Raw genomic sequence first — 14,651 nt, 5'->3', positions numbered from 1 at the left:
GTTTTCGGAATCTATCCGGTTATTGGAATGTGGCAGGGTAGTGAGCCCTGCCACCGTTTCACTCGTTGCCTGACCGACATCTCAGTGCAGGCAATTCCATGTCGACTTATTGATTTGAGGCTTCAGCCGCTTCAATCATGTCTGCCCCGATTTCGCTTTCAAACTTTTTCCAAACCGGTTTCATGGCTTTCACCCAGGCTTGTCTTTCGGCATCGCTCAGTTGGGAAACTTTGGTACGACCGGAGGCGATGATGGCTTGTTTATCGCTATCTGCTTTTTGCGCGGCGATTTTGTTGCCGTGGGCAATGGCTTCGTCCAGGCTGGATTTGATAACTTTGCGGGTGTCATCATCCAGACCCATCCAGAATTCCTTGGAAGTCACTACCAGGTAGTCCAGCAAACCGTGGTTGGACTCAGTGATGTAGTCCTGAACTTCGAAGAATTTTTTCGAGTAGATGTTGGACCAGGTATTTTCCTGACCGTCGATGGCTTTGGTCTGCAGCAAAGTGAAGACTTCAGAGAAAGGTTTCTTTACAGGAACCGCTTTGACTGCTTCAAACTGGGCTGCCAGAACGTCGGAAGTCTGGATACGGAATTTTTTCCCGGCGATGTCTGATGGACTGGCAATCGGGCTGTTGGCAGACAGCTGCTTCAAACCATTGTGCAGGTAGCCCAGACCGACCAGGCCTTTCTTCTCCAGAGAGCCCAGCAGCTTTTGGCCGGATGCACTGTTCTGGAAGCGCTCAACTGAGCCCATGTCTTTGAACAGGAATGGCAGATCGAAAATCTGCAGCTTTTTGGTGTAATTATCAAATTTGGACAACGAAGGCGCAGCCATTTGTACGTCGCCCAGAAGCATGGCTTCCAGTACGTTGTCATCGCCGAACAATTGTGAATTCGGGAAGACTTTAACCTCTACCTTGCCGGGCAGGCGAGATTCCACCAATTCCTTGAACTTGATCGCCATTTGTCCTTTGGGAGTGTTTTCAGCCACGACGTGGGAGAATTTGATGGTGACAGGTGCTGCCATTGCAGAAAGAGAAAGACAGGTGCCGATAGCGGCCATGATGAGACTTTTAAAACGCATAGGATTTTCCTCTCGTCATTGTTGTTGTATTCATGCCAAAATTTTTTTGTTTAAATCACCTCAAGCCTGGAAATTCACCCGACCGTGAGCGACCTGATACATGGATAGCAACCCCTGGGCCAACTTTTTTATTTATAATTATATAAGTTAAAACAACGAGTTATGTTTTTTGTTCGATGCTCGAAAAGTCTCTGTGTGTGGAATTCCACCCATCTGTAATTTTTGAATAGGCGGATTCCCACACCTTTATTTCAGGATCCGTAATCTGTTACGGCAATAGTGTTCAAGTGGTTTACACTCAATGAAAGATGTCTGGATAGGTGGTCTGAATTGAAACCGTTGAGTTTTGTGATGTTTCAGCTTTTCTGTTTGCTGGTGCTGGCAGGGTGTGGAGAATCAAAACAGCTGGCCCATGTACCCTCTCAGGGAATTATTGTGTCATTTGGCGATAGCCTGACGTATGGCACGGGGGTATCGGAGGACAGCAGCTATCCTTCCGTCCTGGCCAAACTGAGTGGTCGACAGGTGATACGCAGTGGAGTACCTGGAGAAACGACAGATCAGGGTTTACGCAGATTGCCGGCGGTATTAGAGACGTATCAGCCTGATCTGGTGATCCTGGAACTGGGGGGTAATGACATATTGAAACGGGCAAGTAAGCTGACTGCCAAGTCGAATCTGGCTGAAATGATCAGGATGATTCGGAAGCAAGGAGCGCAGATTCTTTTGGTAGGCGTACCGGAATTTGGATTAATTCCTGGAACCGCGGAATTCTATTTTGAGCTGGAGGAAGAATTGGATGTGGCTGCCGAAAATGATGTAGTGGCGAAGCTGATGAAGGATTCTTCCAAGAAGTCTGATCCTATTCACTTTAATGAAGAGGGTTACAGGGAGATGGCTGAAGCGATCCATACCAAGCTGGTGAATTTGGGAGCTCTTTGAGCTTATTACCAGAAAAGAAATTTCATCGATAGCGAGGGGGCAGACTGTGTAAGTCTACCCCCGGCACAATCACCATTCGGTCAAAAAGAAGCGGCGGGCTGTCCGTTTTCCTCTTGGTTCCCTTCTTGGTTCCCTTCTTGGTTCTCTCCCTGGTTTTCTGTCCTGATATCTCCCTTGCCTTCGAACAGGCGATACAATACGGGGACCACAAACAACGTCAGCAGCGTCGAGACGGCCAGTCCTCCAATGATGACCCAGCCCAATGGTGCCCACATGGATGAGCCGGTGAGAGTCAGTGGTAGCAAACCGCCAATCGTCGTTAAAGAGGTCAGAATGATCGGCAGTAATCGGGTTTTGCCGGATTCAGCCATTGCGTCTGTGACATTCATGCCTTCTTCCCGCAGTTGGTTGGCGTAGTCCACCAGGATAATCGAGTTATTCACAACGATACCTACCAGGGAGGTTAAGCCAATGAAAGCGGTGAAGGAAAACGTGTTGCCTGTCAGGAACAGCGCCAGGATAGCCCCAACCAAAGCAAACGGCAGTGCTGCGAACACCACCATCGGCTGGCGGAAGGAACGGAACTGCATCACCAATACAGCGAAGATACCAACCACAGCAATGATCAGGGCTTTGGCCATGCCGCCGAACGATTCCTTGCGGTTCTCCTGTTCGCCGCCCACGGCATAGGATACGCCTTCGGGCCAGGGGTAATTATCCAGCTTTTCAACAATGGCGTTGGTCACCACTTCCGTTTGATAACCAGGGAGTACATCTGCAGTAACCCTTGCCATGCGTTCCAGGTTGTAGTGTTGGAACTTCGGAATAGCTGTCTCCAACTCAATGTCTGCCAGTTGTTTCAAAGGGATAAGATCTCCCTTGATATTGGGAACCACCATACGATCAAACTGCTCCAATTCTGGTTCCCAGCCAGTCCGGGTGGTCACCATGATCGGATAGTCTTCACCCTGCTCATCACGCAGTGTACCTACGTTCAGACCAATCAATCCGCCGCGGATAGTTCTGTCGATGGTATCCAGGCTGACCTGATATAAAGCGGCTTTGTCACGCTGGATATTCACCCGCAGATCCACTTTATGCCGGCTGATCGGGGTATCTACGTTCACGGTTCCTTCCGTGTTTTCAATGATGTCCACGACGTCCTGGGCGACCTTGCGCAACGCATCGATATTGTCTCCCACGACTCTCATGGTAATGGGGGCTCGTAAAGGCGGTCCCTGGTTGAATTCCTTGAAGCGGATCGTGGCATCTGCAAATTCCTGGAAACGCTGGCGTTGGTTTGTCACCCAGGATTCGATTTCGGGATAAGGTCGTTCTTCCAGCTGCACCAGCAATTGGGCGTAGTTCGGCTGTTGCTTGCTATCCATGGTGTTGTAATACACCCGTGGATTGCTTTTGCCCACGTTGGTGGCAATGCTCTGGACCATGTCCTGCTGTAGGAGATCCTGTTCGAGATTGTGGGCCACGTTTTGTGTAAATCCGAAAGTGCTGCCCTCGGGAGTCTCAATATCCACCAGAATCATGGACTTTTCCGCCTTGGGAAACAGACTGACGCCGACCTTGGGAAACAGGCTGACACTTCCAACAAACACCATCAGCGCAATGATCAGAATGATCACCGGGTGCCGCAAGGACCAGCGAAGTGCCCGGCTATAGGGCCCTTCGGAAAATCCTTCCGCCCACGCCAGAACTTTGCCGGGTTGCTTGGCCGAAGCCCCATGTTTGAGGAATCGGCTGGCAAGAAGCGGGGTGATACTCAGTGCAATCAACAAAGAGGCAATCAGTGTCAGGGTGACGGTGACCGGCATGGAGCGGATGAAAGTGCCGGAGCCGCTCTGCATTAACAGGATAGGAACAAATGCCAAAACCGTAGTGAAGGTTCCGCTGACGACCGCCCATCCTACTTGCTGGGTTCCTTTTATGGCGGCTTCTTCTCTCGATAGTCCCAGACGCAGGTAACGCTCGACATTTTCGGTCACCACAATGGCGTTATCCACAAGAAGACCCAGAGCTATTACCAGTCCCACAATCGACATCTGTTGAAGGCCGAATCCGGTCAGATCCACCCAGCCAAGTCCTATAGCGATGGAAAAGGGAATAGCCAGCACGATGACCAGAGAGGCTCGTAGTCCGAGTACGACTAAAACCACAAACCCAACCAGAATTAACCCTTGCCAGAGATTACTGAAAAAGCCGTTAATGCGTTCTTCCACGCTATGGCTTTGATCATGCACGATCTGCAATTCAAAAGATTCCGGAAGACGTTTCTTAAAGTCCTCCAAAGTGGGGTTCAGGCCGTTGGTGATATCAAAAATATTGCTGCCCTTACGTTGTACGACAGCAAGAAATACAGCTGGCGTGCCCTGAAAACGTGCTTTATAGGTGGGTGTGGCGTCATTGAGATGGACGTCCGCGAGATCTTCCACATAGACCACATGATCTCCCACGGCACGAACCACGGTGCGGCTCAATGTATCGATGTCCTTATAATCACCACTGCTGCGGACGCTGAAGCGGCGATCGTCTGTATTGACATAACCACCGGGCAGGTTGGACGCAGCCTTTCCGACGGCGGCAGCAAGCTCATCCAGGGATATTCCCTGTTGCTGTAGTCTGACCCAGTCAGCTTTAACCTGGATTTCAAGATCCTGCACTGCCTTGATATCAACGCGTTTGACGCCACTGACCCGTTCCAGACGGGTCTCAAGTTGTTCTGCGTAATATTTGAATTCCTCGGAAGTGGCAGTCGCTGATGTCAGGGCGACCTGCATAATAACCACATCGGTAGGGGAAAGTTTCTGGGTGGTCAGAGTGCTCAGGTCCTGAGGCAATTCACCACGGATGCCCTGCAACGCTCCAATGACGTCTTCGTATTTGTCTTCTGGATCGCTTCCATAGAGAAATTCCACCCGAACCAGGGCCAAGCCATCCTGAATTTCTGTCTGGACGGATTTAAGATCTTCCAACTCGTTGATGGCATCCTCTATCGGGTCAACCACCAGCCGTTCCATGTCCACAGGGTTGGTGCCCGGGTAAAGTACAGTGGTCAGTGTTGTCGGAAAATCGAATTGAGGATCCTCAGATCGCGGCATTGTGATAAATGACACCACACCCAAACCGATCAGCAGCAAAGCTGCGACCCAGGAAAAAGCATGATTACGAATTGCAAGTTCGGGCAAACGCATCCCGTGACTCTCCTGTGTGACTGATAATCATTGGTTGGTGACGTGAGAAAATCACGTGTGTGAATTTTGATGAATCCGGAGGATGGCGGAGTCTAAAGTGGGTGGAACATCAGAGAAAAAGATGGTGCGCAGAGCGATCAATCCCATACGCACCAAGGCCACACACGTCTTACAGACTCACATGACGCTCCTCATGTTCATTGCAGGGAGGCAACTTCCCGTACAGGCAATACCTTGCGCCCTTCAACCACTCCGGTAGCCCCGCGGGTTACCACTGTGTCTCCCGGCTCCAGGCCGGTCAGGATGGCAACATGTGAACGGGAAAAATCTCGCAGAGTGACAGGGGTCAGGTGAGCCCGATTCTGGGCATCCAGGGTAAACACCTCAGCAGAATTCCCGGATGCGGAAATAATGGCGCTTAGTGGAATCAACACCAACTCTTCAAATTCTGAGGGAGTCAGAGTGACGCGGCTTACCATGCCAGAGAGTAGTCTGGTTTCGGTTGGGGCCACGCGGATCTCCACTTCGAAAGTGCCGGTGCTGTTGGTGGCTTTGGCAGCGGTTTCGTATACGGTGCCGTCAAACTCTTTGTCCGGGTAAGCGTCGACCCGGATTCGGGCAAGATCCCCTTCTTTGATCCGCACGATGTCGCGATCATTCAACCCCACGCGGATGACCCAGCCGGCTTCATCACTGGCGAAAATAAAAGCGCCCACCTGTGCATTGACCAATTCATTGGGTTCGATCAGCTTGCGCAATATGCGCCCGTTACCCGGAGCCTTTATGGTGGCATGCTTGAAATTGAATTTGGCAATGCGGAGATTGGAATCGGCCACATCAAGGCCGGTTTCGGCACTTTGCAATTGGTCCAGTGATACCACTTTGCTTTGGTAAAGTTTCTGAACCCGCTGCAGAGTTCTCTCCGCATTGGTATACAGTGACTGTGCCTGTTCCAGTTGTGCCTGAATTTCTTCCTTATCGAGTTCCGCCAGGATATCCCCTTTCTTCACTGACTGACCTTCACGGACAAAGATGCGTGACACTATGCCGGGTGTTTTGAATGCCAGGGATTGTTCGGATGGGTTCACCAGCAGGCCGCTGGTATCGATAGAGCGTTGAACCTTTTCAAGAGTGACGGTTTCGGTATAAACCGGAGCTTCCTGGGCATTGGCAATGAATACCGGCGCAAACAGCAATAGCCATAGCACAATCAGCTTCCAGTGAATGTCCAGATCTTTTATCGCGTTCATGAGCCAATCCCCGAAGGATAGTAAGTAATAGGTGTAAACATTGTATTCAGTGAATATATACAGTGTCAACATTGTTGAAGATCAAAATAAACACATCCTTACTTTTCGAATTAACGCTCCCAGGTATCGAAAAATAATACCCTTGGATGGGCTGAGTGCGATCTTTCTCAATTCGGTTTTAAATTCTATGGGTTTTGGAGACATTAGCTGCAACGAAGAGGCCTGAGTGATTGATCGGGTCATAACCCAACAGGAGAAAGCAAGATGTCAGTTGATGAACTTCAGAGTAATTCCAAGGGGTGGCTCTTTTACGTTAAAGCGTCCTTTGCCATCGCTTTGATTGCTGTCGGCGCTGGTATTTTTTTTATGCCGGCAGACCTTTTGGTCAAAGGATACTTTGGCATCAGCACGATGTTTCTGGTGAGTTCCACCATCACGCTCTCGAAAACCATGCGTGATGAACACGAGGCTCAACGCTTGTTGCACAAGATCAGTGAAGCCAAAACCAATCAGATTCTGCGTGAATATGCAGACTGATATTGAGATAGAAGTCGTTCAGGAGGATGGTTCATATGTATGTTATGCAGAAAATCACTACAGCCTTTCGGGGTGTAGCCCGCGAAGGGGCGGAGAAAGTAGTGGACGCTAACGCGATTCGGATTTTTGAGCAGGAAATCTATGACTGTGAAAATGCTATGGCTCTGGCCAAGCATGACCTGGCGAAGGTGATGGCGGAGAAAATCCGGCTGCAGCGGGTCCATGAGCAAAGACTGTCGTCAATCCAGGAGCGTGAAGGCCAGGCCGGAGAGGCTCTCGATAAAGGCCTTGATAGCTTGGCGAAAGAGTTGGCGGAATGGATTTTTGATCAGGAAAAAACGCTTGCTACCGAGAAAAAGGCGCTTCAGACACTGAAGGAACATGAGGCCAAGTTGCGCAAATCCCTCAATGCCGCTGCGAACCATATACAGCATTACCGTCGGGAGTTACGTCTGGTACAGGCGACACAGAGCTCACAGCGAGCAACCTCCACATTGACCTGTAAGGCTAACTCTCTGGGAGCCAGAATCATGGATATGCAGGAATCACTGGATCGGATTCGTACCCGCCAAAGTGAGTTTGAAGATTATCAGGAAGCGGTGCAGATCCTGGGCAATGAATTTTCTGATGACGCCCTGGATGCCAAGCTTGAGAAAGCCGGGATAGGTTCAGGGAGTGCTGCTGATGCGGTGCTGGAGCGAATCAAAAAGAACCGAAATGTGAATGAAGGGTAATTCACCGGTCCGAAACTAAAACGCGCCATTCACGGCGCGTTTGTCTCTAGGTACGGGAACCTTGGCGATCAGTTATTATTACCAATTTCCATCAGCTTCCGTTGGGCAGCAGTCAAGCCGTCATTAGCGAATTGTTCCTGACGGGTCATCATAGGTTCACTCATTGTTTGCCCAGCAGCAGTAGCTTCGCCCTGCTCAATGTAGTATTGAGCCAGTGCTTCACCTTGTAATTGGTAAACTTGTGACTCACTACGCTGATTGGCAACGCTGAATTCCCCACTATCCGCACTGGCCATTCCTGCACCGGCAGCAAAAATCAAAGAAGCGGTTAAAACAAGGGACTGTTTGACGTTCATTTTGTAGACCTCCATAAGCATGTGCACAATCATTATCCGTACTTTTTTATACGAACAACTTACGTCTCGTATGACTTTTCATACGCCGAATAGTTGCGGGTAGCTTGGTTAAATATTGTTCATGTTCATGAGGGGAATTATCCTGCTTTTCCGGAGTCAAAAATTCGAGGCTTTGGGCTGATGTGCTGGTCTGTGGCCTGAACTTCGGGGCTTTAGGATGAACAGGCAGGATCCGCGCTTTGTTTGGCTGCCCAACTTTGCTAAAGTCTGTCCGGTTTTCAGGAGAGCCGAACACTGATGTCCACGCCTTATTCCCACCCTTTCTATCGACCTAAGGAAAAATTTATAACCGCCAACGGAATTCAGCTCTGTTATGAAGCGTTGGGGGATCCAAAAGGTGAGCCTTTGGTCATGATCATGGGGCTGGGGACACAGATGACGGCATGGCCTCCAGAATTGCTGGAGCCCATTCTGGAAGAAGGTTTTCGAATTATTCGTTTTGATAATCGTGATATCGGCAAGTCTCAGGAACTGGAGTTTCATCAAAAGGTTCCGGCACCCATTGCCTACCTGCGGACCAAGTTGGGTCTGAAAATTGATGCTCCCTATCTGTTACATGACATGGCCGAAGATACGGCTGCATTGTTGAAGAGTCTTGATATTCAGCGGGCCCATGTCCTTGGCATTTCCATGGGGGGAATGATTGCTCAATTGCTGGCGAACCATGCCGAGATTGATGTGCTCAGCCTGTCTCTGCTAATGACGTCAAACAATCATCCAAAGTTACCGTCGCCGGATTTAAACACGCTATGGCGAATTAATGGTGGTGGCATTCGCGGGCATGATCAGGAATCAGCTCTAAAACGTGGATTGGCGTTTTGGGATACGGTAAAAAGCCCCGGATTTGCCACTCCCAAAGATCGAATATTACAACGGATTGCCCGTGACTATCAGCGCAGTTATCGGCCCATGGGTGTTGTGCGTCAGATGCGCGCGATTATGGCGACGGGGAGTATTGAAGACTATTCAAAAGCCATCACCGCTCCGACCCTGATTCTGCACGGGAGTGTTGATCCTCTCGTAAAACCTAAGGCGGCGCATTGGTTAAAGGAAAATATTCCTCATGCCAACCTCGATATGATTCCGGGATGGGGACATGATTTACCGTTGTCATTGCTGCCCAGGCTGGCGCACAAGATCACTTCTCATATGAAGGCCTCTACACATAACGCTTTTGGCCATAGCAATGTTTCAGGCCGTACGAAAGCCTCCAGCGGATGATTTCGTGGTCAGCCAGCTTGAGAAGACTCAATCTGATCGATCATAAACGCTACCAGCCGCATAGCAAGTTGATTGTATGAAGCATTTGGCGGCCAGACGGCGTAAACCCCCAGAGAGGGCGGATGCCAGGGAGGAGACACCATGGCCAGCTGTCCTTCCTGTATATCCTTTTCCACCATAAACATGGGGGGAGTGCATAGTCCAAGTCCGGCCAGGCAGAGTTGATAAACGGCTTCCATGCTGTCCGCACTGATTCTTGGTTTGATTTCAATGCTGAGCACTCCTCGTTTGGGATGCTGCAAGTCCTTTCTCCCCGAGCGTGTGGAGAGGCCAATCCAATCCCAATGTGTCAGATCCTCAGGCTTTTTCAGCTTGCTTTGTCTCTGTAGAAAACTGGTTGAAGCCACCAATGCCCGAGGCATATCGAACAACTTTCGTGATTTCAGAGAGCTGTCTTTGAGCGGTCCGATGCGTATTGCCAGATCAATACTGTCTCGAATCAGGTCCTGGGGATGATCGCTGTAATTAATATCCAGAGATACTCGAGTATAGCGATTTGCAAAAGCAGCTATGTGTCGGGTGACGGGATGATTGGCCAGCATCGAGGGTAGGGTCAATCGAAGCTTTCCGGATGCCTCTTCCTGGGTTTGCTTAATCTCATTTAAACCAGTTTCCGCAGCTGCCAGCATTTGTCTTGCTGCCGCGAAGAGTCGCGTGCCGTGGTCGGTGAGCGACAAGCGACGCGTAGACCGGTAAAGCAACGCCACACCAAGTCGTCTTTCGAGTTGGGATATATGGTGACTTACCACGGAGGGTGATAGGTGTAATTCCTTGGCTGCCATGCGAAATGAGCCACATTCTGCCGTTTTGGCGAACACTGCCATCGCCCTGAGTTCATCAATCATAGGGAGTCATTTTACTGTTCTAATTAATAGAACAGTAAAATTCAATTAACCCATATTATCAATCTTTGGTTTCACCGATAGAGTAATGGCATCAAATAACCCTTAACCATATTTGGGAATAAGCAGAGGATCCGATGCCGGAAATCACATCACATACTTCTGATAATAAATGGGCCATCGTAGTGGATCAGTCGTTGCCTGTTGGACTGATGGCCAATGCCACAGCGGTGCTTTCCCTGACATTGGGGAAACTGAAGCCTGAACTCATAGGGACGGATATGACAGATGGTGCGGGGCTTCCCCATATAGGCATTACCAAAATGGCGATGCCGGTATTGAAAGGAACCGGCGAACTCCTTAATCAACTTCGTGCAGCAATCCGTGAACACGAGCCAGAGTTACTGGTGGTGGATCTAACCAGTGACACCCTGAATACGCGCAGCAATCAAGAGTATCAGGAACGTTTGAGCGAAACGTTGCCCGAAGAAATTGAGTATCTCGGAATTGCTCTATACGGCAGCAAGAAACTGGTAAACCGGTATACGGGCAATCTGGGGCTACTGAGGTAAAGAGATAAGATAAAAAGATAAGGTGAATCAGAGAAGGGATAAGGCAAAACAAATAAGAGGGTAGAATCATGTGGCTTGGTTTTATTGTAGCGTCGATACTGATTACGTTGATGCCTGGGCCTTCAATGCTGGTTGTCATTATGAACACTCTGCAAAGGGGTGTCTCTGCGGGGATATTGTCGAGTTTTGGTGTCGTTGTTGCTGATGCGCTGTTGCTGATCCTGACATTGTCCGGCATCGGTGCTTTGTTATATTCGTCGGCGCTGGCATTTACTCTGGTGAAATGGTGTGGAGTTGCCTACCTGGTGTATTTGGGCATTCGCCAGCTGCTCTCGTCCAACAGCGTCAATTCCTCTGAGAATGAAAATGGTTCTGAGCGCCTGGCAACATCAACTCCAGGAAGCTTTGTGCAGGGATTTGCCACGACGATGCTGAACCCCAAAATTATTAGTTTCTTTATCGCATTTTTCCCTCAATTCCTTGATCCCGAATTACCGGCTATTCCCCAATTACTGATGTTGGGTCCGGTATTCCTGCTGATCGTGTTTGTTATTCTGGTGATGTATACAATGCTGGCAAAGGCTGCCCGAGTATTTCTGAGTAGCCCTCGTGGACAGCTATGTGTGCAGAAACTGTCAGGAGGAATGCTGATCGGATGTGGAATTGTGGCTGCCGGAATGGAGCGCTGATATTGAAAATAATCGATACCAATTATTAAAACATCTCACGTTATAAGAGATTGGTTTAAATAAAAGGTTGCTTTCTGAATAACGATCCATATCATAGGCGGCCATTATTTAGATCAATCGTGACAATCGTCACCTGCAAACAGTTATGAAGGAGGCATTTGAAAGTGTATTTAGTTCAACAAGTTAACGATTTCAACTAAACGCCTTTCAAGTGTCTCGACTTGAAAGGCAAAACAAGAGCCTTTCGAGTCAGGAATCCCAAAGAAGCCCTGGCCGAGTGATCTGCCAGGGTTTTTTCGTTTTAGGGCTGAATTTCCAGTCTTCGTTAATAACCCTCGAACCAGGCTCTCATATACCGCGTTAGGCGGTTTGTTTTCTCATTGAAATTGGTCTGACTACCGGCCGGGGACTCGCTCGGCCCGAAATAAGCGTCAGACTGATTCCAGGGCAAGGAAAAATGTATGCCTGTTTACATTGAATTAAATAAATCCAGAGATGGTGGTGCACATCCCGTCAAAATCTATACGGCAGATGTGGACTTTAGAGCGCTGACGCAGCTGAAAAATCTGTCTCAGTTACCGATTATTCACTCACACATCGCCGCGATGCCGGACGTACATGCCGGTATTGGAGCTACGGTGGGATCTGTCATCCCGACCCGTAACGCCATTATTCCTGCCGCAGTAGGAGTGGATATCGGTTGTGGGATGAATGCAGTGCGGCTGTCACTTAAAAGCAGCCAGTTGCCTGATAACCTGAAACCGTTGCGTCTTGCTATAGAGCGAGCAGTACCGGTGGGGAATGCTTCGCATAAGTTGGTATCTTCCCGGCATGCGGCCAGTAAAGAGCTATCTCATGGTATCGACGTGCTTCTGGAGAAACACAGCAAGCTGAGCAAGATGTTGCGTCGGCCCAGAGAAACCTGGTTAAGACAGCTCGGCACACTGGGAGGTGGTAACCACTTTATCGAACTGTGTATCGATCAAAGCAAGGATGTGTGGATCATGTTGCACTCCGGTAGTCGCGGGATTGGTAACGCTATTGGACGTTTCTTTATTGAGCGCGCCAGGAAGGACATGAGTCGGCATCAGGCGAATTTGCCAGATAAAGATTTGTCCTATTTTCAGGAAGGTAGCGAACACTTCCATGATTACGTGGAAGCGGTTAACTGGGCCCAGGAATATGCCCGGATAAACCGGCAGGAAATGCTGAATCTGGTATTGCGGGCTATTCAACCGTTTCTGCCGGATTTTCGGTTGACCTGCGAAGCCATCAACTGTCACCACAACTACGTGCAGAAAGAGCATCATTTCGGCGCGGATGTCTATGTGACACGGAAGGGGGCTATCAGTGCGAGGGAAGGGCAGCTTGGCATCATTCCGGGCAGCATGGGGGCAAAATCCTACATTGTTCGAGGAAAGGGAAATCCGGAATCCTTCTGTTCATGCTCTCATGGAGCGGGACGAAAAATGAGCCGGTCTGCGGCATTGCAGAAATTCTCGCGCCAGGATCTGGAGGCTCAGACTCACGGAGTTGAGTGTCGAAAGGATAAAGGAGTTCTCGATGAAATTCCTGGTGCTTACAAAGATATAGATAAGGTGATGGAGCATCAAAGTGATTTGGTGGAAGTAGTGCATGAGCTGAAACAGGTTCTGTGCGTAAAGGGATGAAATGAAAATGTTCAACATGGTTTGTTTGAGCAAGTTGTCATGCCCGTGGGCTTATGGGATTCGTAAGCCCTAGTGGGAATTAACGTTAATTGCAGGAGAAATTCCATGCGTTTGTATCGCAACGCCTTACCTAAGCGGTCAGGCAAAAAAATTCGAGATGAAACTGACTTAGAAAATCTGAGATTGAGATATCACTATGGAACTCAATATGATCAGGGAGGTAATGGGCTCTTTGCCAAAGGAGCGGACTTTATTCTGGTACTTTAAAGACCGCTATGCGCCTTACCTTCTACAGAAAGAGCTGGAAGAAAGAGGTCCCCGGACGGTAGGGGAATTAAAGCGTTGTCGTTTTGCGAAACTGCTACAAAAAACCGTGTGCAAGCCATTAGTCAGCCAGGCTGGAAACCGACCGGTGATGGCGAATGAATTTGCTGCCATCTGGCCTGAAGTGTCCAAACCATACGTGCTGACGGTAGACAAGTGGGGAGGTCTGACGGATTTTCATTGGAATCAGACGTCAGTTCCGGGATGGAATCTGGTGCTGCAAATGAATTTCAGTAATGAGCATGACCATGAATACCGTTGTTTGTTCGGTAAGGACTTCGACCATTTCGAGTTCTACAGTCACCCGGTTCACCGGGGGAAGCGTAATACGTTGGCATGGGCCAGAATTGACCTGGACTTCAACGAGGGTGTTGCGCTCATTGAGGAAATTCAGACTGACTGGATTCGGGAAGCCAGGGATGCATTTAAAGATGCCACTGAAGCTCGAAAGGCCAAGAAGAATACCTTTAAGCTTTGGAGTGATGAATTGGATGTCGGGCGTATGTGCACCTACTACGAAAGGGTGCTGACAAGCCATACGGAGCAATGGGCTGAAGCAATGCTGACGGCTGCAGTGAGTTTCATTCGTGATGAGCTGGGTTTTAAAACCATTTTTTATCACAGCTATGAAACCGGTAAGTCTCTGAAGCATATCGGTCGTCGGGGACCCCCAAGGTCTTTGTATACCGAGTTGCCGAAGAAGTTCTGTTTCGAAGAAACAGATCAGGGTCCACAGTTTGTTGTCACCCATAAAGAGGTGCGCAGGATGTGGAAAAAATTGAAGTACAAAAAGTGGTTTGTATTAAATCTATAGGAGAATAGACATGGCAAATCAGGTTAAAAAACGCAATCCGCACGCATGCAGTCCTATCATGCGTAAGGGAGGTGTTCATCAGAAATCCAACAGCGCAAAACGCTCGAAGGATAAACGTCAACTGAAGGAGCAGACCCGGGCACAGTCCCGGGACTGGTCTTCTTTTCTCTTTCCTCTCATATTGAAGTCAATCGATCTGCCATAGTGGCTGATGGGAGGCCGATCTCCCCCTCGCTTTATTCTACTTTCTTTTACAAATCTCCAGTTTTTTATCTCTCCGAAATGGG

The 14,651-nt window shown here is 49.1% G+C and carries 14 protein-coding genes; 9 read left to right on the top strand and 5 right to left on the bottom strand.

Going from position 1 to position 14,651, the window contains the following annotated elements; translation table 11 throughout:
* Nucleotides 1–106 precede the first annotated feature (106 nt).
* Nucleotides 107–1,087, bottom strand: a complete 981-nt coding sequence (locus BTA51_RS05900; RefSeq protein ID WP_094706483.1) for a TRAP transporter substrate-binding protein — start codon at nt 1,085–1,087, stop codon at nt 107–109.
* Between the two features lie 330 nt (nt 1,088–1,417).
* Between BTA51_RS05900 and BTA51_RS05895 the strand changes: the two genes are divergently transcribed.
* A complete protein-coding gene (locus BTA51_RS05895; protein ID WP_141215550.1) occupies nt 1,418–2,029 on the top strand; it encodes a GDSL-type esterase/lipase family protein in 612 nt (203 codons plus the stop codon).
* 80 nt (nt 2,030–2,109) lie between these two features.
* On the opposite strand, the gene BTA51_RS05890 is transcribed toward BTA51_RS05895, so the two are convergent.
* Both BTA51_RS05890 and BTA51_RS05885 read right to left on the bottom strand, forming a co-directional pair.
* Nucleotides 2,110–5,235 (bottom strand): efflux RND transporter permease subunit, encoded by a 3,126-nt coding sequence (locus BTA51_RS05890; RefSeq protein WP_246840935.1) that lies wholly within the window; start codon nt 5,233–5,235, stop codon nt 2,110–2,112.
* Nucleotides 5,236–5,432: 197 nt separating this feature from the next.
* Entirely contained in the window at nt 5,433–6,485 is a 1,053-nt protein-coding gene (locus BTA51_RS05885) for an efflux RND transporter periplasmic adaptor subunit (protein WP_094706735.1), read from the bottom strand.
* A gap of 264 nt (nt 6,486–6,749) precedes the next feature.
* Here BTA51_RS05885 and BTA51_RS05880 point away from each other — a divergent pair, with 264 nt between their 5' ends.
* Nucleotides 6,750–7,022 carry a YiaA/YiaB family inner membrane protein gene (locus BTA51_RS05880; protein WP_094706481.1) on the top strand — a complete coding sequence of 91 codons (273 nt, stop codon included), beginning with the start codon at nt 6,750–6,752 and terminating at the stop codon, nt 7,020–7,022.
* Between the two features lie 35 nt (nt 7,023–7,057).
* Nucleotides 7,058–7,756 (top strand): PspA/IM30 family protein, encoded by a 699-nt coding sequence (locus BTA51_RS05875; protein WP_094706480.1) that lies wholly within the window; start codon nt 7,058–7,060, stop codon nt 7,754–7,756.
* 68 nt (nt 7,757–7,824) lie between these two features.
* Here BTA51_RS05875 and BTA51_RS05870 read toward each other — a convergent pair whose 3' ends face one another.
* Nucleotides 7,825–8,112, bottom strand: a complete 288-nt coding sequence (locus BTA51_RS05870) for a hypothetical protein (protein WP_141215549.1) — start codon at nt 8,110–8,112, stop codon at nt 7,825–7,827.
* 297 nt (nt 8,113–8,409) lie between these two features.
* Between BTA51_RS05870 and BTA51_RS05860 the strand changes: the two genes are divergently transcribed.
* Nucleotides 8,410–9,393: an alpha/beta fold hydrolase gene (locus tag BTA51_RS05860; protein ID WP_094706477.1), complete on the top strand. Its 984-nt coding sequence runs from the start codon at nt 8,410–8,412 to the stop codon at nt 9,391–9,393.
* A gap of 8 nt (nt 9,394–9,401) precedes the next feature.
* On the opposite strand, the gene BTA51_RS05855 is transcribed toward BTA51_RS05860, so the two are convergent.
* The gene (locus BTA51_RS05855; RefSeq protein WP_094706476.1) at nt 9,402–10,298 is read right to left on the bottom strand and encodes a LysR family transcriptional regulator; all 897 of its coding nucleotides are present in this window, start codon (nt 10,296–10,298) and stop codon (nt 9,402–9,404) included.
* Between the two features lie 134 nt (nt 10,299–10,432).
* Here BTA51_RS05855 and BTA51_RS05850 point away from each other — a divergent pair, with 134 nt between their 5' ends.
* The 5 genes from BTA51_RS05850 to BTA51_RS05830 all read left to right on the top strand — a co-directional run bounded on the left by BTA51_RS05850 (nt 10,433) and on the right by BTA51_RS05830 (nt 14,569).
* Nucleotides 10,433–10,867 carry a DUF2000 domain-containing protein gene (locus tag BTA51_RS05850; protein ID WP_246840934.1) on the top strand — a complete coding sequence of 145 codons (435 nt, stop codon included), beginning with the start codon at nt 10,433–10,435 and terminating at the stop codon, nt 10,865–10,867.
* A 68-nt stretch (nt 10,868–10,935) separates the two neighbouring features.
* Entirely contained in the window at nt 10,936–11,556 is a 621-nt protein-coding gene (locus BTA51_RS05845) for a LysE family translocator (RefSeq protein WP_094706475.1), read from the top strand.
* A gap of 461 nt (nt 11,557–12,017) precedes the next feature.
* Entirely contained in the window at nt 12,018–13,226 is a 1,209-nt protein-coding gene (locus BTA51_RS05840) for an RtcB family protein (RefSeq protein WP_094706474.1), read from the top strand.
* A 208-nt stretch (nt 13,227–13,434) separates the two neighbouring features.
* Nucleotides 13,435–14,364, top strand: coding sequence for a hypothetical protein (locus BTA51_RS05835; RefSeq protein ID WP_094706473.1), 930 nt, complete (start codon nt 13,435–13,437; stop codon nt 14,362–14,364).
* A 10-nt stretch (nt 14,365–14,374) separates the two neighbouring features.
* Entirely contained in the window at nt 14,375–14,569 is a 195-nt protein-coding gene (locus BTA51_RS05830) for a hypothetical protein (protein WP_094706472.1), read from the top strand.
* Nucleotides 14,570–14,651: the final 82 nt, after the last annotated feature.

This window comes from Hahella sp. CCB-MM4 (assembly GCF_002260525.1).
Taxonomy (GTDB): domain Bacteria; phylum Pseudomonadota; class Gammaproteobacteria; order Pseudomonadales; family Oleiphilaceae; genus Hahella.
Note: the sequence above shows the minus strand (reverse complement) of the source record. Positions and strands in the feature narration are given on the sequence as shown.